The 19,879-nt window shown below is 45.5% G+C and carries 17 protein-coding genes; 9 read left to right on the forward strand and 8 right to left on the reverse strand.

Annotation, left to right across the window (positions count from 1 at the left end; all coding sequences use genetic code 11):
- Window positions 1–14 precede the first annotated feature (14 nt).
- Window positions 15–2,477: a trimethylamine-N-oxide reductase TorA gene (torA, locus tag OC193_RS05835; RefSeq protein ID WP_048664071.1), complete on the forward strand. Its 2,463-nt coding sequence runs from the start codon at window positions 15–17 to the stop codon at window positions 2,475–2,477.
- A 292-nt stretch (window positions 2,478–2,769) separates the two neighbouring features.
- Here the strand turns inward: torA and OC193_RS05840 are convergent, their stop codons facing one another.
- Window positions 2,770–3,984, reverse strand: coding sequence for a putative manganese transporter (locus tag OC193_RS05840; protein ID WP_048664069.1), 1,215 nt, complete (start codon window positions 3,982–3,984; stop codon window positions 2,770–2,772).
- A gap of 201 nt (window positions 3,985–4,185) precedes the next feature.
- On the opposite strand from OC193_RS05840, the gene OC193_RS05845 reads away from it, so the two are divergent.
- Both OC193_RS05845 and OC193_RS05850 read left to right on the forward strand, forming a co-directional pair.
- Window positions 4,186–5,091: a manganese-dependent inorganic pyrophosphatase gene (locus OC193_RS05845; RefSeq protein WP_048658327.1), complete on the forward strand. Its 906-nt coding sequence runs from the start codon at window positions 4,186–4,188 to the stop codon at window positions 5,089–5,091.
- Window positions 5,092–5,241: 150 nt separating this feature from the next.
- A complete protein-coding gene (locus OC193_RS05850; RefSeq protein WP_004734596.1) occupies window positions 5,242–5,631 on the forward strand; it encodes a DUF2750 domain-containing protein in 390 nt (129 codons plus the stop codon).
- A gap of 100 nt (window positions 5,632–5,731) precedes the next feature.
- On the opposite strand, the gene OC193_RS05855 is transcribed toward OC193_RS05850, so the two are convergent.
- The 7 genes from OC193_RS05855 to pspF all read right to left on the reverse strand — a co-directional run bounded on the left by OC193_RS05855 (window position 5,732) and on the right by pspF (window position 12,915).
- Complete coding sequence (locus tag OC193_RS05855; RefSeq protein WP_048664068.1) at window positions 5,732–6,511, reverse strand: DUF2927 domain-containing protein; 780 nt, start codon at window positions 6,509–6,511, stop codon at window positions 5,732–5,734.
- A gap of 40 nt (window positions 6,512–6,551) precedes the next feature.
- Window positions 6,552–7,334 (reverse strand): peptide ABC transporter ATP-binding protein, encoded by a 783-nt coding sequence (locus OC193_RS05860; RefSeq protein WP_017060304.1) that lies wholly within the window; start codon window positions 7,332–7,334, stop codon window positions 6,552–6,554.
- Window positions 7,331–8,332, reverse strand: coding sequence for a peptide ABC transporter ATP-binding protein (locus OC193_RS05865; RefSeq protein ID WP_048658329.1), 1,002 nt, complete (start codon window positions 8,330–8,332; stop codon window positions 7,331–7,333). The genes OC193_RS05860 and OC193_RS05865 overlap by 4 nt, the downstream gene beginning before the upstream one ends.
- Window positions 8,332–9,219, reverse strand: coding sequence for a putrescine export ABC transporter permease SapC (sapC, locus tag OC193_RS05870; protein ID WP_048658330.1), 888 nt, complete (start codon window positions 9,217–9,219; stop codon window positions 8,332–8,334). The genes OC193_RS05865 and sapC overlap by 1 nt, the downstream gene beginning before the upstream one ends.
- A complete protein-coding gene (locus tag OC193_RS05875; RefSeq protein WP_048658331.1) occupies window positions 9,206–10,168 on the reverse strand; it encodes an ABC transporter permease in 963 nt (320 codons plus the stop codon). The genes sapC and OC193_RS05875 overlap by 14 nt, the downstream gene beginning before the upstream one ends.
- Complete coding sequence (gene sapA / locus OC193_RS05880) at window positions 10,168–11,790, reverse strand: ABC transporter substrate-binding protein SapA (protein WP_048658332.1); 1,623 nt, start codon at window positions 11,788–11,790, stop codon at window positions 10,168–10,170. The genes OC193_RS05875 and sapA overlap by 1 nt, the downstream gene beginning before the upstream one ends.
- 102 nt (window positions 11,791–11,892) lie before the next feature.
- The gene (gene pspF / locus OC193_RS05885; RefSeq protein WP_048664067.1) at window positions 11,893–12,915 is read right to left on the reverse strand and encodes a phage shock protein operon transcriptional activator; all 1,023 of its coding nucleotides are present in this window, start codon (window positions 12,913–12,915) and stop codon (window positions 11,893–11,895) included.
- A gap of 270 nt (window positions 12,916–13,185) precedes the next feature.
- Here pspF and pspA point away from each other — a divergent pair, with 270 nt between their 5' ends.
- The 6 genes from pspA (at window position 13,186) to OC193_RS05915 (ending at window position 19,867) form a co-directional block, all read left to right on the forward strand.
- The gene (pspA, locus tag OC193_RS05890) at window positions 13,186–13,857 is read left to right on the forward strand and encodes a phage shock protein PspA (protein ID WP_010440091.1); all 672 of its coding nucleotides are present in this window, start codon (window positions 13,186–13,188) and stop codon (window positions 13,855–13,857) included.
- A 14-nt stretch (window positions 13,858–13,871) separates the two neighbouring features.
- The gene (gene pspB / locus OC193_RS05895; RefSeq protein WP_004734605.1) at window positions 13,872–14,105 is read left to right on the forward strand and encodes an envelope stress response membrane protein PspB; all 234 of its coding nucleotides are present in this window, start codon (window positions 13,872–13,874) and stop codon (window positions 14,103–14,105) included.
- Window positions 14,098–14,484, forward strand: coding sequence for an envelope stress response membrane protein PspC (gene pspC / locus OC193_RS05900; RefSeq protein WP_026084203.1), 387 nt, complete (start codon window positions 14,098–14,100; stop codon window positions 14,482–14,484). Before pspB ends, pspC begins: the two co-directional genes overlap by 8 nt.
- Before the next feature lie 158 nt (window positions 14,485–14,642).
- On the forward strand, window positions 14,643–15,677 hold the full coding sequence (locus tag OC193_RS05905; RefSeq protein ID WP_048664066.1) for an efflux RND transporter periplasmic adaptor subunit: 1,035 nt from the start codon (window positions 14,643–14,645) through the stop codon (window positions 15,675–15,677).
- A 1-nt stretch (window position 15,678) separates the two neighbouring features.
- The gene (locus tag OC193_RS05910; RefSeq protein ID WP_048664065.1) at window positions 15,679–16,764 is read left to right on the forward strand and encodes an efflux RND transporter periplasmic adaptor subunit; all 1,086 of its coding nucleotides are present in this window, start codon (window positions 15,679–15,681) and stop codon (window positions 16,762–16,764) included.
- On the forward strand, window positions 16,757–19,867 hold the full coding sequence (locus OC193_RS05915; protein ID WP_048664064.1) for an efflux RND transporter permease subunit: 3,111 nt from the start codon (window positions 16,757–16,759) through the stop codon (window positions 19,865–19,867). The genes OC193_RS05910 and OC193_RS05915 overlap by 8 nt, the downstream gene beginning before the upstream one ends.
- The last annotated feature ends 12 nt before the right edge of the window (window positions 19,868–19,879 follow it).

Raw genomic sequence — 19,879 nt, forward strand, 5'->3', positions numbered from 1 at the left:
ATTGGAGTAACACAATGGCAATTACAAGAAGAAGTTTTCTGAAAGGTGTCGCTACTACAAGTGCGGCATCGGTTATCGGTCCAAGCTTATTGGCGTCGGCATCAGCGTCTGCTGCAGAAACAGACGGCGCGTGGAAAGTCTCTGGTTCTCACTGGGGTGCATTCCGAGCTCGTGTTTATGCGGGTAAAGTACAAGAAATTAAACCTCTAGAAATCGATCAACACCCAACTGAGATGTTGAAAGGTATTAAAGGTATTATCTACAGCCCATCACGTGTGCGTTACCCAATGGTTCGCCTAGATTGGTTGAAGAAGCATAAATACAGCGCAGATACGCGTGGTAACAACCGCTTTATTCGTGTGACTTGGGATGAGGCACTAGACCTTGTTTACCGTGAACTAGAGCGCGTACAGAAAGATTACGGTCCATGGGCGCTTCACACCGGTCAAACTGGTTGGAGACAAACTGGTCAGTTCCACAGCTGTACTAACCACATGCAACGTGCAATGGCACTTCACGGTTACTCTGTGAAGAAAATCGGTGACTACTCAACAGGTGCTGGTCAAACGATCATGCCTTACGTGCTAGGTTCGACTGAAGTTTACGCACAAGGTACATCTTGGGAACTTATCTTAGAAAACAGTGACAACATTGTTCTTTGGGGTAACGATCCAGTGAAAAACCTGCAAGTAGGTTGGACATGTGAGACGCACGAGTCGTTCGCATACCTAGAACAGCTGAAAGAAAAAGTTGCTAAGAAAGAGATCAACGTTGTTTCTGTTGACCCTGTTAAAAACAAAACAGGCCGTTACCTAGAAAACGAGCAAATGTACATCAACCCACAAACTGATGTGGCGTTCATGCTGGGTGTTGCTCACGTTCTTTACAACGAAGACCTTTACGACAAGAAGTTCATCGAAACTTACTGTCTAGGTTTTGAAGACTTCATCAAGTACGTTCAAGGTGAAACGAAAGATAAAGTTGAGAAGACACCAGAATGGGCTGCAGAAATCTGTGGTGCAAGCGCGGACTCTATCCGTGAATTCGCTAAGATGCTGGTTAACGGTCGCACACAGATTCTTGTGGGTTGGAGTATCCAACGTCAAGAGCACGGTGAACAGCCTTACTGGATGTGTGCAGTTATCGCAGCAATGGTTGGCCAAATTGGTCTACCTGGCGGTGGTATCTCTTACGGTCACCACTACTCAGGTATCGGTGTATCTTCAACTGGCTTCGCTGCTCCGGGTTCTTTCCCGCTGAACATCGACCAAGGTCAATCGCCTAAGCACACTAACGCTGATTACAACGGTTACAGCCGCGTAATCCCTGTTGCTCGTTGGGTAGATAGCCTGCTAGAGCCAGGTAAGAAGATCAAAGCGAACGGTTCAACGGTAACACTACCTGATATCAAAATGATGGTATTCAGTGGTAACAACCCGTGGCACCACCACCAAGATCGCAACAAGATGCGTAAAGCATTCAAGAGCCTACAAACTGTAGTAGCTGTTGATTTCGCTTGGACTGCAACTTGTCGTCACTCTGATATCGTGCTTCCAGCATGTACTCAGTGGGAGCGTAACGATATCGATGGTTACGGTGCATACTCTGGCCGTGGTTTGATCGCGATGCACAAACTAGTTGATCCTCTGTTCCAGTCTAAGACTGACTTCGAGATCATGTCTAGCCTAACTAAGCGTTGGGGTCGTTACGACGATTACACGCGTGGTATGGACGAAATGCAGTGGGTTAAATCTCTGTACGACGAATGTCGCGCTTCAAACGAAGGCAGCTTCGAAATGCCTGAGTTTGCTGAGTTCTGGGAAAAAGGTTTCTTAGACTTCGGTAAAGGTAAGCCATGGACTCGTCACGCTTCATTCCGTGAAGACCCAGAGATCAATGCTCTAGGTACACCTTCTGGTTTCATCGAAATCACAAGCCGTACTGTAGGCAACATGGGTTACGAGCACTGTCAAGAACACCCAATGTGGTTCGAGAAATCTGAACGTTCACACGGTGGTCCAGGTTCTGACAAACACCCGTACTGGCTACAATCTTGTCACCCAGACAAGCGTCTTCACTCTCAGATGTGTGAATCTGAAGAGTGGCGTGCGACTTACGCGGTACAAGGTCGTGAGCCAATCTACATCAACCCAGTAGATGCTAAGAAGAAAGGCATCAAAGATGGCGACGTAGTACGTGTGTTCAACGACCGTGGTCAACTACTAGCGGGTGCTGTTCTAATGGATAGTTATGCTCCTGGTGTTGTTCGTATCGAAGAAGGTGCTTGGTACGGTCCGATTAACGAGAAAGTGGGCGCGCTAGATACATACGGCGATCCAAACACACTGACTCAAGATATCGGTACGTCTGAACTTGCTCAAGCAACGTCAGCAAACACATGTTTGGTAGACTTCGAGAAGTTCCAAGGCAAACTGCCTCCAGTAACTTCATTCGGTGGTCCAATCGAAGTTTCTTAAGCATCTCGCTTAAAAGCTAAGATTAAAGCTTGAATTAAAGCCCCTGTAAGCATTTTTACAGGGGCTTTTTGTATTTTAGATGTCTGTATTGCTGTTTTTAAATAAGCATTGTACAGGGCCAATAGAGGGCGTTTTTGAGACAGGCTGTAACGCTGTTTGGAGCAGTTGTAGAAACAATGAAGTAGGAAGGGAATGTAAAAAGAACCTGTGGTAGGACTTAAGCAGACGGAAACAAAAAGGCCGATACAAAGTACCGACCTTACAGAAGCCTATGGAGTTAAGTCTGATCACGTTAGATCTCAAACATAAACCAATAGCCATAAGCACAGATTAAAGCGGGCACACTTGAATACAAGGTTGCGACCAGTGCTGCTTTCGGTGCCATCGCAATCGCAGGAAATAGTGCATCACCATCATTTGAAATTGCGTTACCTACCTGAGCCGAAAGTGGTAGTGCGCCTGAAAGGTATAAGCTAGTGACCAATAATTGTGGTCCACAGCCCGGTAGCAAACCCATCAACACGCCAGCCAGGGGGAGCATGATGCCCCAGCTTGAGAATAGAGTCGCAAAATCGACATTTGCAATGACAGAGCCGAACTCAAAGAAAAGAAAGGCAACCACCACCCAAGCGGTAACAAAGTTTGTATCTTGAGCGGTCTTTTGCAGTGGATGAGAGCCCATACATTTTTCGTCCTCACTCACAGCTGATTTGTAATCCTCAATTTCACGGGTCAGACCCCATAGAAACATTGAGCTAATCAGTAAGATTGTTCCCGCCCATTCCATCGACATTTCAGGCAACGCGAGCAACTTGTTAACATCGACTTGAAAAGAGCCAAGTAGAGCCACCGCAGCACCGGGAATAATCAGCACAGACCATAGGTAGCCTTGCAGGTTGATCGCTTTTTTAGAGACGGATTCTTTGTCTTGGGATTGAGATGAGCAACTGCGAACGGCTTCATTTTGCTCAGCCTGTTTTGGACGTAAGAAGTCATCGGCATGGAATAGGTTAATGATTCGACCTGACGCTGTACCCACAATCACGCCCATCGCCATCATAGCTAAACCGGTTTTAGGCTCACTTGCTATCAACAAGAAGGCAGCATCGCCCATGGTGGAGACAAGTACAGCAACAACCGCGCCGAACCCAAGTTTGCCGGATATAAACTGTGTAGTAACCACAATCGCACCACCACAACCGGGCAGTGCGCCCATCAAAGCGGCAAACACCACTTGGTTTGAACGAGACTGATGTACAAGCTTGTTGAATACATTGTCTTTGTTGATGTAAAGGCTTAACCCGTGGTAAATAGCCAAAGTTAAAGCAACGTAGCAAGACACTGCCCAGAAGGCATCTGACAGCGTGGTCACCGTCAGATCTCGTGTAGCCGGGGCTGCAACCAATGCTGCTAGTGAGATGGGTAAAAGCAGGCGCTTAAATGAGAGTGAAAACTGAGTTGTTTTCGCAGCGCTGCTGCTTGGCAAAAAAGAGATTAGTCGATCCATAGGTGTTACTCAACAATAGTGGCTTAAGATAAATATATACGAATGATAATAATTATCAATTGCATTTGTTGTTTTTTTATCTATTGTTATTATTGGCTAAACCTACGAAACATGACCAATCTAAAAAAATGAGGTAAAGTATGGCTAATAAAGAGAGGCTCTAAAGGTAGAGTCATAATTGTTAGTGTAATAGGAAGAAACATGATTTTAGTTGTTGGTCACAAAAACCCTGATAGTGACAGTATTTGTAGTGCGTTAGTTGCAACAGAGCTTCTTAAAGCTCGTGGCGAGGAAGCGACACCAATTCGCCAAGGCGAGATCAACCGCGAAACTCAACACATTCTAGAAGTTGCTGGCGCTGAAAAACCAGAGCTTCGTACTTCTGTTGCTGGTGAGAAAATCTGGCTAGTAGACTACTCAGATCTAGCACAAGCACCAGACGATGTTGCTGAAGCAGAGATCGTAGGTATTGTCGATCACCACCGTCTAGGCGATGTGATGACAGTAAACCCAATGGAAGCTTGGATCTGGCCTGTTGGTTGTACAAACACTGTACTTTTCAACATGTTCAAGATTGAAGGTCACGCTATCTCTCAACAAATCGCTAAGCTAATGATGTCTGCAATTCTTTCAGACACAGTTGGTTTCGCATCTCCAACATGTACTCAAAAAGACAAAGACGCGGTTGCTGAACTTGCTGAAATCGCAGGTGTAGAAGACGTTGATGCATTCATCAAAGCACTTCTAATCGCTAAGACAAACATCGAAGGCCTATCTGCTGCACAGCTAGTAGAAAAAGACCTTAAAGGCTACCCATTCAATGGTCGCGATGTTGTTGTTGGTCAAGTTGAACTTGCGACTCTTGAGCAAGTAGACGGCATGATTGAAGCTCTAGAAGCTGATCTTGAAGAGCGTTGTGAGAAAGACGGTCTAGCATTTGCTGCGGTAATGCTAACTGACATCACTACTGCGCAAACTCGTCTTCTTTACAAAGGTGAGTGGGCTGAGAAATTGGTTAAGCACGAGAAAGACGGCGTATTGATGATGGAAAATACACTAAGCCGTAAGAAGCAAGGCTGGCCTTGGCTACAAGGTGAGCTTGTTTAATCAAGTCACTTAAATAATAAACGCCTGCTACTTTAGCAGGCGTTTTTCTTTGAAGTAGATTTTCTTCTTCATCGATAATGTTTGAAGTTAAAAGTACTCGGCATAAAATAGCTTTAAGAACAAAGTTACTGACTAAAGTAGGAAATTAAGATGACTACACAGCTAGACGATAAAAAAATCGCTGAAATCAACAAGTATACGGGCGAGCAACGCCTGAAGTACTGTGTGAAAGAAATCGTAGCAAACCGTGAAGTATGGATCTTAACCGATGAACACGGTTGTGTAATGCTGAACACAGAAGATGAAGACTGTGTTCCAGTATGGCCAAACCAAGAGTTCGCAGAGTCATGGGCAACGGGTGATTGGTCTGAGTGTAAAGCTGAGTCTATCTCGCTAAACAAATGGCATAGTCGCTGGACGAATGGTCTAGAAGACGACGAGCTTGCTGTTGTGGTGTTCCCGAACGAACAAGAAGAGGGCGTTATCTTGTTCCCTGATGAGTTCGATTTCGAGTTGAAGAAACAGGCAGCTAAGCGCTAGTTCTTTCGTTATACAGTAACACCGTAAGTCAGCGTTGCCTTTCTCAGGCAGCGCTATCATTCAATTATCCCACCTAAGCTTGCTTCCAACGTATATTCGTTCAATACCCAATCAACTGATACAAGGGCGCTTGCTGTGCGGCTTTAGAAGCTTGTTGAAGCACACCTGTTTTACTGTATCTCTTCAGTACCTTTCGAACGATAGGTTTTACTTCCGATTCTGTCATTCCAGCTTTCAATTCTGGTTCATACAGTAGTTGCAGTAGCACCACATCTAAAGGTGATAACAAGTCTTCTGGCGTGTGGTCGTTGAAAATAGAAGGGTAGGCTTTATCTGAATCATTCGGCAGACCTAGAACCTGTGTGATCTCTTCTACGATACAGGCGACTAGCTTACCTCGCGATCTTGCCTGATCTACGGGAATCACAATCCCAGCGTAAACAATCTCACTTTTAGAATTGGTTTGATAACCCGCCGTGCAGATAGCGTTATTTAAATGCTGAGTCGATTTGAGTTTCAGTACCGATTTCGCCTCTGACACCCACTGGCTCTGCCTCGTGTATATCCATTTAACGTTCGCTTCAGATTCTTTGCTGACGATTGTTATAGGGTGTTGAGTGACTTCGGATAGATGTTGGATATGAAGCTCGGTGAGCTCTTGATGCAGTTCTTCATCGCCCACTCGATGATCAATCCAAATCTTGATCGGTTGTTTCCATTTGGCGAGTGGTTTATTGCCTTGGGAATATTCGTGTTGCAGCGCGACGTTATAAAACGCATTTTCAACGAAGGTTCTATCTAACCAAGTAAGCGGAGTGCTTACGGCGTTAAAGCAGAGAGTTGCAAGCAAGAGGGGAAGCATTGAAGCTTTTGTTAGCATGCGTTACCCCCTCTAGTGGCGAGTGAAAAGCTAAACCAGTTTAGTGGTTGGGCGCTTTGGAGAAATGACTCTCAACCAGTCTTTGCGTGATTTGGTGAGTTGGGTTGGTCAGCACTTGATCCGTTTCACCGCTCTCAACCACATTGCCTTCGTGCATCACGATGATCTTGTCGGTGATGTGCTTAACAATACCTAGGTGTTGAGATACGTAAACGAACGACACGCCCATCTCTTCTTGCAACTCTAAGAACAAGTTAATAATTTGAGAGCGCATTGCCATGTCCAAACCATTTAACGCTTCATCAGCGACAATGATGGATGGCTGAAGTATCAAGGCACGAGCCAAACAAACCCTCTGTTTCTGGCCCGCAGCAAGCATCTGAGGGTAGAAGTAAGCATGTTCCGGAAGGAGACCAACGCGTAATAACGTGTCTTTCACGCGGCGCATACGGGCTTCTGGTGGCATGTTGGTATTTCGCTTCAATGGGCCTTCAAGAATTCGACCAATCTGAATGCGTGGATTAAGTGATGTATTCGGATCTTGGAAGATCATTCGAATCAGCTTACAACGAGTTGAATAGTCTTTGTGTTCTAGCTTTTCGCCGTTCACGCGGATCTCGCCCGCAGTCGGTTCAACCATGCCTGCGAGCATTCTCGCTAATGTTGATTTCCCAGAGCCATTCTGACCGATAAAACCAATCGTCTGGCCTGCTTCAAGGGAAAAGCTAACCGGCTTCACCGCCTGATGAATCTTCTTACGAAAAAGACCAGAGCGAGTCGTAAAGTCTTTAGATAGATCACTGACTTCTAATAATGCACTCATGATTTCTTTTTCTTCTCCATATTCAGAGGGAAGTGACAGTTAAATTTATGGTTCTTGATACGTTTAGTATGTGGGATCTCCACACATTGCCTTTGCGCGTATGGGCAACGTGGGCCTAACCGACAACCAATAGGTAGATGTTGCAACGGCGGAATTGATCCTGGTAAAGACTGTAGCTTCTCCTTGTGGGGAATCCAGTCGTTAAAGTCTGGCATCGCTTTTAGCAAAGCAACGGTGTACGGGTGCTTAGGTGCATCCAATAGTTTCTGCGTATCAGCAGATTCTACAGATTGGCCACAGTACATAACGGTAATACGAGTCGCCCATTGGGTAATGGTAGTTAAGTCATGGCCGATCAGCACGATGGTCGTGTTATTGATCTGATTCATACGACTCAACAGACGCAGTATTTGAGACTGCGTAATTGGGTCTAAATCGTTGGTTGGCTCATCCGCTATTAAGACTTTTGGTTTGGCAGCTATCGCCATTGCGATCATGACTTTCTGACACTCACCATCGGTCAGTTCATAAGAGTAACTGTCCATTAGACGAGAGTGGTCTTTGATACCTACTTTGTGCAGTAACGCTATGGCCTGCTTCTTACGCCACTTAAATCGCTGCCACCAACGACCTTCAAATGCGTGGGAAGGAATCGCTTCAATGAGTTGGTTGCCTACTTTTTCAGAAGGGTCAAGACAGGTCGATGGCTCTTGGAAGATCATCGCGATATCGCGTGCGATCACTCGTCGCCTTTCTTTCGGCGTCAGTTGCAGCAGGTCGATATTACCTAAGCGCATTCGGTCTGCAGAAACCTTCCAGTTTTCTTTACAAACCCCGACAATTGCCTTTGCAACCAAGCTCTTACCTGAGCCAGACTCACCTACTAAGCCACGAATTTCTCCTTCATTGAGGGTAATACTCATTCGATCTACTGCTTTAACCATCCCTTGAGGGGTCTCAATTTCGATGGTTAGATGTCGAATATCAAGTAACGGCATTATTCGATTCCTGCATTTAGCGCTTGGCGAACACCTTCACCGACGAGGTTAATCACGATAACTGTAAACATAATAGCTAAGCCGGGTAGGGTTACTGTCCATGGCGCAAGGTAAATCAACTCGACCGAATCTCCTAATATAGAGCCCCATTCCGTACTTGGTGCTTGAGCGCCAAGCCCCAAGAAACCTAACGCCGTGATATCAAGAATTGCAACTGACAGTGCCAGAGTCACTTCAAGAGCGACCACGGTAAGAATGTTAGGAAGGATTGAGTTCCATAGTAGGTAGAAATCGTTCGCACCATCAAGGCGAGATGCCAGAATGTAGTCCTTCTCTACTTCAGCGTGCACGGCAATGTACACCGAGCGAATAAAGCGCGGAATCAGTGCCAAGCACAAGGCAAGCAAGATATTAAACTCACCAAAGCCAAGGAATGCTACGAAGATAATCGCCAGCAGAAGAGATGGGATTGACATCACGGTATCAAGCAGGTGATTGAGCGTGCTTGATAGCAACCCACGCGTCATCCCGGCAAGTACGCCAATCAGACAGCCAATGACTGCTGCGATAAAGGTAATCACCACCGCAGCGCCGAAAGTAAGTTGAGAGCCAATTATTAGGCGAGAAAGAATGTCTCGGCCTAAGTCATCAGTACCTAGAAAGTATTCAACCGTACCCGCAGGGTCCCACGAGGGAGGGGTTAGAAGATGTCCCGTTTGCTCTTGTGCATCATGTGGTGCTAACCACGGTGAAGTGACGGTAACTAGAATGATAAGCACCAAACACCACAAGCCAAACATCGCCAGATTGTTGCTACGGAAGCTGCGCCAGAAACGTTCGAACTGGGTTGGAATCTGTTCTTCTTGGTAGACGTTATTTGTTAGCATACCATTCCTTCCTTACCAGTGGATTGATCATCGCGCCCAGTAGATCGGACAGAATATTTGCAGTCAAAACCAAGGTTGCCACTACAATTACGCCTGCTTGAATTGAAACATAATCTTGATTCGATAATGCATCCAATAACCAGCGGCCAATACCCGGCCAGTTAAAGATAGACTCGGTAATAATAGCAAGCGTTAACATACTTGATAGTTGAACGCCGACCTTAGGAATAATCGGTGGTATTGCATTTCTCAACACGTGTTGAGTGATGATCTCTCTAGTTGATAGACCCTTAATTCGCGCGGCGCGGATGTAGTTTTGAGTCATCACTTCAGCTACTGATGCTCTCATCAATCGGATTACCTGAGTCGTTGGGGCGAGCGCTAAAACAAGGCAAGGCAACGCCATATGCTCGATAACACTTTGTAGTGCGTGTGCACGGTAACGGCCTTCGGCAAAAAAGGCATCTATCATCGCGAAGCCAGTCACGTGTTCAATTTCGTAAAGCAGGTCGTATCGACCGCCAACCGGGAACATTTCAAAGTGCAGAGAAAATACCATGATCATCAACAATGCGACCCAAAATATAGGTGCAGAGTAACCGGCCATAGAGGTAAACGATATTGTCGTATCGACAAACTTACCTTGTCTCATACCTGCAATCGTGCCGAAAGGGATGCCGATAAACAGCGCAAGCACAAAGGCAAAGAAGCACAGTTCTAACGTTGCAGGGAATACAACGGCCAACTCATCGATGATAGGTACACCGTGTTTGCTTAGACCAAAGTTTAGTGTCGATAATTCAGTGATATAGCTGATCCAACCGGGCCAGAAATCTTGAATCGCCCAAGGTGAGGTTTGGTCTAATCGAAGCAGGGCAAAACCCACTAACGTCAGAATCCCCAACGTAATAATGAATAAGTTTACACGTCTTAATGTATACCAAAACATCACTGCACCTCTCTTCTGACTTGGTCAAAAGGTTGAGCATTGAACGGGCTCTGTTTAAAACCGGTTAGCGAACGATCGTGCACGCGGAATTGCACGCCGTGAGCGAGAGGGATCACAGGAACTTCTTCATTGAGAATGTTTTGGGCTTGTCGATACAAGTTCACACGGTGCCTTTGTTGATTGATCTCTAATGCTAAGTCGAGAAGGAAATCAAAGTCTGAATTACACCACATAGAGACGTTTAATCCTGCGCGTTCTGAGCTGCATGATAGAAGTGGACGCAAGAAGTTATCTGGATCCCCCGTATTGCCTATCCAGCCAGTAAGCAACAAGTCTGTTGAGGAAATAGAGGATAACTGTGTGCGGTCAAATCGATCGTCGGTATAGAGTTTCAGCTCGATACCAATATCGGCCAAGTTTGCTTGGATCAATTCTGCGGTTTTTCTTGGGCTTGGGTTGTATGCGCGTGGCTCTAGTGGTACCCACATCGAAAGCTCTAATCCAGGTTCAACACCAGCTTCTTTGAGAAGCGCAATTGCATAGTTTCGATCATAACGAACTTGAACGCTGTCTTTTTGGTAAGCCCAAGACGTAGGAGGAAGCAATGTGTAGGCTTTAGTACCTGTACCGTAATACACAGAATCAAGAATGTTCTGACGATTGATGGCTAGGTTGAGCGCTTTACGAACTCGAGAATCGCGCAGTGCAGGGTGCTCAGTATTCAGCGCGATGAAAGAGACATTAACCGCCGGTGTAGCCGAAATTTTCAGCTCTTCATGAGCTTGAATAATAGGGATCTGACTAGAAATCGGTGAGTTCAACACGTCACACTCACTGCGGAGAAGCTTGGCAAGTGTGCCTGTCCCACGTTGTGAAGTATCAAACACAACTTGGTCCATTTGTACTTCTCCCTTCCAGTAGTGCTTGTTTTTTTTCAAGCGAACTAGGTCATTGATCTGGTATTCGTCTAAGTAGAAAGGACCTGTGCCGACCGGGTTGGAATCGATTTGATTTTTCTCGTCCGCAGCAATGAGCTTATTGGCATATTCTTTAGAATGAATGACCGCATAGCTGGTGGCGATATTGTTGAGAAATGAATTGTCTGGGCGACTTAATTGGAATTTCACCGTTAGGTCGTCAACTGCTGTGATATCGACGATCAGGTTTTTGAAGTCGATTCCGGCAAACCATGGATATAGGCCACCGCCTACATAATGAAATGGGTTTGAACTATCAATGACACGTTCAAAGCTAAACACCACGTCTTGCGCATTCATGCTACGAGTTGGGGTGAACCAGTCTGTAGTTTGGAACGCAACATTTGGGCGCAGTTTGAACGTGTACTCTGTACCAGATTTATCAACAGACCAACTTGTCGCCAAGTTCTGCTTTGGTCGGTAAGTCATCGGATCAAGAGTGAGCAGTGTATCGAAGATTTGAGGGCTCAGTGATTCTGCGGTAATACCACTATCAACCAGCTGTGGGTTGAAGGTACTAGGATTACCTTGGCCGCAATAAATGAAGCCTTTTTCACGGATTTGCTCGTGATCCACACTCTCACCACATCCAGCTAGAAAGCTCAGCGTGCAGATGCTCAGTGATAGTTTTATTAGTGCTTTCATAAAAAGAAATACTTTTCGAAACGAGGCGTTAGAGGAGCCTCAAGATCCGGACAATTTAACATTTTATTTATTCGGCTCCAAATAATAATCTAGTGTGGGCAGCTATTTATCGTTAGCTTGTCCGACAATCGCGTACTTCCTCACCATTCCTCGTAATTGGTTGTAGGTTAACCCGAGTAATTCAGCGGCTTGCTTCTGGTTGTACTTGCTTTGTTTTAAGGCTTGATTGAGTAGCTTGATGTCTTGCTGCTCCTGCCATGCTTTGTAATCCAACGGCAAAGAAAAAGCGCTATCAGATGAAGTATGGCTGTTGGACTGAGCATTGCCAGTTTCTGGCGTCGAATCTTGTTCTGTTTTCCATGCTGGTTTGAATGGGTTAAACACCAAAGATTCAATAGGATATGGATTCTTACCATGTTGATAGATTGCCCGCTCAATGACGTTTTTGAGTTCTCGTACATTCCCCGGCCAAGAGTAATCCAACAGCGCCTCAACGGCTGATGGGGCAAAACCGACAAACAGCTCCAATTCCAATTCACGACACATCTTAATCGCGTAGTATTCTGCTAGCAGCGTGATGTCTTCTTTGCGCTCACGAAGAGGTGGGATAGTAATTACATCAAACGCTAATCTATCAAGTAAATCCGCTCGGAATTCGCCCTTTAATGCCATGTCTGGCAAGTCGGCATTGGTCGCACACACCAGTCTTACATTCGCACTTAAAGCTTTTTGTCCGCCGACACGTTCATATTGTCCGTATTCAATAACACGTAACAACTTTTCTTGAACTGCAAGCGGGGTTGTTGCCAGCTCATCAAGAAACAGAGTGCCGCCCTCCGCCCTTTCAAAGCGGCCTTGATGACGGCCTTTTGAGCCCGTGAAAGAACCTGATTCATGACCAAACAACTCAGAATCAATCAAACCTTCGCTGAGGGTTGAACAGTTCAGCGAGATCAAAGGCTGATCCCAACGTCTTGAAAGGTAATGCAGCCTTTGTGCGATCAATTCTTTACCCGTACCACGCTCGCCAATGATCATTATGGGTCTTTCGATTGGAGCCAGTTGAGAAACTTTATCCAAAACAGAGAGAAAGCTAGGGGATTCACCAATGAGGTTCTGCTGCATAGCGGGTCCTTGTATTAGCTGAGCGCTGATGGAAGTCATTTAGGCTGTAGTGGTGAAAAATACCAATACTTGGTTAAATTCATCATAGCATGGTTCAGATTAATCGCCATTACATTGTAAGCTACTGATAATTAATGCCTTAAAAGTTGGCATGCTACTTGGATTACTTATGGTAGGTTTAATAACAAACGTAAATTTGCGAGCAAGTGAGTAAAGGGTCGAACAACGATTTAGAACGCATTTGCCATCATTGTAATTAAGGAGTTCCTCATGGGTATTTTTTCTCGCTTTGCAGACATTGTAAATTCAAACATCAGTGCACTATTAGATAAGGCTGAAGATCCTGAAAAGATGATTCGCCTGATTATCCAAGAAATGGAAGACACGCTGGTAGAAGTTCGCACTAACTCGGCAAAAGCTATCGCAGACAAGAAAGAGCTAGCGCGTAAAGTTGAAGCTATCGAAACTCAGATTCTAGATTGGCAAAATAAAGCGACACTAGCACTGACTAAACAACGCGAAGATCTGGCGAGAGCAGCGCTGATTGAAAAGCAAAAACTTGAAGACATCATCAAGAGCCTTCATACAGAACAAACATTGGTTCATGAAACCATCGAGAAGCTAACCAGTGAGATTGGCAAGCTAGAAACTAAAATTGCAGAAACTCGTGCAAAGCAGCAAGCATTGATGATTCGTAATAATGCTGCGAGCAATCGTCGTGATGTTCAAAAGCATCTGCATTCAAGCAAAACCAACGAAGCAATGGCGAAGTTTGAGCAATTCTCGCGTAAAGTGGATGAATTAGAAGCTGAAGCTGACGTTTACGCAAAAACAGGCAACGCAAAATCGTTAGACCAAGAATTTGCCGAGCTACAAGCTCAAGACGAAATTGAAAAAGAGCTAGCGAAACTGAAGCAACAAGTTGAAAACCGCGATAAATAATTTAGGAGTTTTCTATGTCAACATTTCTAATTGCAGGTCCACTGATTGTCTTCTTGATCTTCGTGGCACCGCTATGGTTATTCTTACATTACCGCAGCAAGAAGAAATCCAGTAACGGTCTTTCAGAAACGGATCTTCAGCGCCTGCACAAGCTTTCAGCGCAAGCAGAATCGATGCAAGATCGTGTGAAAACACTAGAAAAAATACTGGATGCGGAGTCGCCTAATTGGAGACGAAACTATGAGTAGAGAACTGTATCGCGATCCCATTAACGGCAAATTGTCTGGCGTGTGTGCGGGCTTAGCGAACTACTTTGGCCTTGAAGTTTGGCTGGTTCGAATCTTAGTTATCTCTGCAGCACTGCTCGGTGGTAGTTTTCTGGTCTTATTAGCGTATTTAGCTTTGACATTTATGCTTGAAAAACAACCACCTCAGTATGTTGATGAGATGAAAGCCAAACAAGAGCATACGCTGAAGCAGAAGCCTTGGGAAAAGGGGCAAACTGCGGAGTCTTTACTAGGCACTTTAGAGGGTGATTTCCAGAAGTTAGAGACCAGTGTCCGCAACATGGAAGCTTATGTCACCTCAGACACGTTTAAAGTGAATCGCGAATTTAAGAACATGTAGCGCTAAAACCTAAAAAAGATTAGATAACGGTTTAGGAAAATTTATTCCAAGCCGTTATTTTTTTTAATAATTTTCTCTAAATAAATCTTACGCTGACTGGTAAGTTACATGCGATTAATCTATGTTATAAAAATATTTATAGATATGGATGATCACCAATGTATAGAGCCTCCCTTGTCCTATTGACGGCCTTAGCTGGGTTGTCTGGGTGTGGTAAGGAGCTTCCTCCCGTACCTGAGCCTGAATCTAGACCCGCCAAACTCTTCACCGTTTCCGTCGGTAATAATGCCTTTGAACGTAGTTTTCCCGCCACCACAGAAGCTGGCGATAAAGCCGTTCTTGCGTTCCGTGTTCCTGGGTTACTTCAGACTATCGATGTTACATCGGGTCAACAGGTTACCAAAGGTGACAAACTTGCAACGCTTAACCCTGATGAATATCAGCTGTTAGAGAAGCAAGCGAGAGCCAACTTTAAGCTTGCTGATGTTCAATACCAACGTTCGATCAAGCTGCGTAAAGATAGAGTAGTTTCAGAGCAAGATTTCGACCAAGCGAAAGCTAACCACAATTCGGCTAAAGCTGTCCTAAACCAAGCTAAGGCAAATCTACGTTACACCACTCTGGTTGCGCCTTACGATGGAACGATTTCCATCATTCCTGCTGAAAACCATGAATACATCGCCGCGAAACAAGGTGTGATGAATATTCAAACCAATCAGATTCTTAAAGTCGTTTTCTTATTACCCGACCAACTTATCACGCGCTTTTCTTCAGGGTTTGAAACCGATGCAACCATGGTATTTGATGCGTTTCCTGAGAACCCTTACGTTTTGACTTTCCAAGAAGTTGATACCGAAGCGGATCCAAAAACGGGTTCATACAAGGTAACCATGGTAATGGAAAGGCCAACGGATATCGGTATTTTACCGGGAATGTCTGGCACGGTAAGACTTGTTTCTGCGCAAGCTGCTGCGACCAAAATCCCTACGTCAGCCATGATAACTGACGGCGATGATGTGTCTGTATGGCGCGTAAACAACGACGGAATTGTTGAGAACGTAGCAATCGTCATTGATGAAAAACGCCATATCGTCTCTGGGCTGAATGATGGAGACCGCATTGTCACTTCTGGCGTTAATGGACTTGAGCCGGGCGTTAAAGTTCGAGAGTGGATCAAGGAAAGGGGGCTATAACATGAAAACACTTAAAGTGGCCGCAGGGCTGTCGTGTTTAGCCTTACTAACTGCTTGTGAAGATAAACAAGTTGTAGAAGTGGACAACACACCCTTAGTTAAAGCTGTCGAGATTTCAGTCATCGATTTTAGCGACAAGCTTTATTTCCCAGCGGTCGCAAACGCGGCTGAGAAAGCTCATCTTAGTTTCCGAGTAGCGGGTGAGATCTACAAGCTTGATGTGAAAGAAGGCGAACGAGTTTCAGCCGGTGACATCATTGCAGAGCTCGACCCAACCGATTATCAATTGGATGTGGACAACGCTCAGGCGCGTTACACGGTAATCAACAGCCAATACAGACGTTCAAGTCCGTTGGTGAAGAAAGGGCTATTGGCGAAATCGCAGTTTGATGAAATCGCCGCTCAACGTCAGATCGCTTATGCCGAATTAGAGCTAGCGAAACTGCGTCTGTCTTTCACTAATCTTCGAGCCCCAGTTGATGGGATTATCTCTCGTGTGAGTGTCGACCAATATGAAAATATTCAGGTAGGCCAACAGATTGTGAACATTCACAGTGTCGAGGATGTCGAAGTTGTCATTCAGCTCCCTGACCAAATCTATGTGAATCAGCCCAATGAAACGCTGCTCTCGAACGTGGAAGCTGTGGTGCGAGTGCCAAGCGGTAATGAATACACCGCAGGTATTAAAGAGTTCACCACTGAGCCGGATCCAAGTACGGGTACGTTCACGGTGACACTAGCTTTGCCGATGCCAGAAGACGATTTAATTCTTGATGGTATGGCCGTTGATGTGACCTCAAACGGACGAGATATCGGTTTGGAGCTAAAAGCTGGCGTACTTATCCCGATCGAAGCGGTATTCAATGCCGACGGTGATGAACTGGATCGTAAAAACTCTTATGTGTGGGTTCTTAACGACGACAAAACAGTCTCGAAACAACAAGTCGTGTTAGGAAAAGCAAACCAGAAAACATTGCAGATAATGAAAGGATTAGAAATGGGGCAGCATGTCGTTGTTGCAGGCGTATCGCGATTGCGAGATGGGATGACAGTGGAAGTATTGTCTCAGGAGACGAACAATGAGTGAAGTGAATAACAAGCCTCAAAATGACGATCAACAGGGTGATGATCAGATCACAGGTGTTGCTTCTTACTTTATACGCAACAAAGTCATCAGCTGGATGCTATCTCTGATTTTTCTTATTGGTGGTGTTTCTGCATTCTTTGGTTTGGGTCGTCTGGAAGATCCTGCCTTCACCATTAAAGATGCAATGGTCGTGACCTCTTACCCTGGGGCGACCCCTCAGCAAGTGGAAGAGGAAGTGACCTATCCACTAGAGAAAGCGATTCAGCAGCTTACTTATGTGGATGAAGTTAACTCTATCTCAAGCCGTGGCCTGTCTCAGGTAACGGTAACGATGAAGAATAACTACGGGCCTGATGATCTTCCGCAAATATGGGATGAACTTCGTCGAAAAGTGAATGATTTGAAGGTCGAACTGCCGCCAGGCGTGAATGACCCTCAAGTTATCGATGACTTCGGTGACGTTTACGGTATTTTGCTCGCGGTAACGGGCGATGGCTACAGTTACAAAGAGCTTCTAGATTACATCGATTATCTAAGGCGAGAGCTGGAGTTGGTTGATGGGGTCAGTAAGGTCTCTGTTTCTGGTCAGCAACAAGAGCAAGTTTTCATTGAAATATCAATGAAGCGGATAAGCTCCTTAGGTCTGTCTCCAAGCACGGTATTTAATCTTTTATCGACTCAAAACATTGTATCAAGTGCTGGTGCAGTGAGAATTGGTGATGAATACATTCGTATCCACCCTACGGGTGAGTTCCAGAATGTTGAACAGCTCGGCGATTTGATTCTGACAGAAGGTGGTGCTCAAGGTCTTATCTATTTGAAAGACGTAGCTGACGTCACTCGTGGCTATGTTGAAGTACCAAGTAATATCATTGGCTACAACGGTAAGCTTGCACTCAACCTTGGTGTCTCTTTTGCGCAAGGTGTCAACGTGGTTGCTGTGGGTGAAGCCTTTGACCGACGACTTGCCGAGCTGAAATATCAGCAGCCCATCGGTATCGATATCTCTGAGGTTTATAACCAACCCAAAGAGGTAGATAAGTCAGTAAGTGGATTTGTGGTGAGTTTGGGGCAGGCGGTTGCGATTGTAATCGTGGTTCTGCTGTTCTTCATGGGGCTACGCTCTGGTCTGTTGATCGGTTTGATCTTGTTGTTGACCGTTTTCGGTACTTTTATTTTCATGCAGTACTTCAAGATTGACCTTCAACGTATCTCATTAGGCGCGTTGGTTATCGCTCTGGGGATGCTGGTGGATAATGCCATTGTGGTGGTGGAAGGGATATTGATCGGCACGCAGAAGGGGCGAACCCGGATGCAGGCCGCCACCGATATCGTTACCCAAACCAAATGGCCGCTGTTGGGGGCAACCGTTATTGCGGTGACTGCTTTTGCGCCTATCGGTTTATCCGAGGACTCAACAGGTGAGTACTGTGGCACCTTGTTCACGGTGCTACTGATTTCTTTGATGCTGAGTTGGTTTACTGCCATCTCGCTCACGCCGTTCTTTGCTGACATGTTCTTTAAAGGTCAAAAGGTCGACTCAGAGAACGAAGGTAAAGACCCATACAACGGGATGGTTTTTGTGATCTACAAAAACTTCCTTGAGTTCTGTATGAAGCGTGCTTGGTTAACCATGTTTGTTCTGATTATTGGTTTGGGCGCAAGCGTTTACGGCTTTGGTTTTGTAAAACAAGCCTTCTTCCCATCCTCGACAACACCGATGTTCCAAGTTGACGTCTGGATGCCGGAAGGTACTGATATTCGAGCGACCAATACCAAGCTTAAAGTGCTTGAGAGTTGGTTAGCTGATCAGGACGAAGTTGAGCACATCACGACGACTGCGGGTAAAGGCCTGCAACGTTTCATGCTGACTTACGCACCAGAGAAAAGTTATAGCGCGTATGGCGAAATAACGGTCCGTGTGAAGAGCTACGAAGTGCTTGAAGGGCTGATGAAACGCTTTCGTGAGCACGTAAATGGTCAGTTCCCTGAGATCGACTATAAGCTCAAGCAGATTGAATTAGGCCCTGGTGGTGGTGCGAAGATTGAAGCGCGAATTGTTGGTTCTGATCCAACAGTATTACGTTCAATTGCCGCTCAAGTGATGGATATCATGCGAGCTGATTCTGGAGCATTTAATATTCGTCATGATTGGCGTGATAGAACTAAGGTGTTAGAGCCTCAGTTCAACGAAAGTCAAGCGCGTCGTTATGGCATCACCAAGTCTGATGTCGATGATTTCCTTGCGATGTCTTTCTCTGGTAAATCGATTGGTGTGTACCGTGATGGTACTACGCTGATGCCTATCGTGGCTCGTTTGCCTGAAGATGAGCGTGTTGATATCCGTAACATCGAAGGCATGAAGATTTGGAGCCCAGCACTAAGTGAGTACATCCCACTTCAACAAGTAACGCTAGGTTACGAACTGGAATGGGAAGATCCACTGATCATCCGTAAGAACCGTAAGCGTATGCTGACGGTAATGGCGGATCCCGATCTACTGGGTGAAGAGACAGCATCAACTTTACAGAAACGCTTACAACCACAAATTGAAGCGATTGAGATGCCACCGGGTTATTCATTGGAGTGGGGCGGTGAATATGAGTCGTCGGCAGACGCACAAGCGTCACTGTTCACAACCATGCCTTTGGGTTACTTGTTCATGTTCTTAATCACTGTGTTCTTGTTTAACTCGGTGAAAGAGCCTCTGATAGTTTGGTTAACAGTACCACTCGCCTTGATAGGGGTTACGACAGGCTTGTTAGCCTTGAACACACCATTCGGCTTTATGGCGCTGTTGGGCTTCTTGAGTCTATCTGGGATGCTTCTGAAGAACGGTATCGTACTGCTTGATCAAATTGAGATTGAGATGAAGTCAGGTAAAGATCCATATGTAGCGGTTGTTGATGCGGCACTGAGTCGTGTTCGTCCGGTATGTATGGCGGCGATCACAACCATTCTTGGTATGATCCCTCTACTACCAGATATCTTCTTCAAACCAATGGCGGTAACCATTATGTTTGGTTTGGGCTTTGCGACTGTACTCACGCTAATCGTAGTACCTGTGCTGTATCGTCTATTCCATAAAATTGAAGTTGCTTAACGTCAACTAACC

The organism is Vibrio crassostreae (assembly GCF_024347415.1).
GTDB classification, from domain to species: Bacteria; Pseudomonadota; Gammaproteobacteria; order Enterobacterales; family Vibrionaceae; genus Vibrio; species Vibrio crassostreae.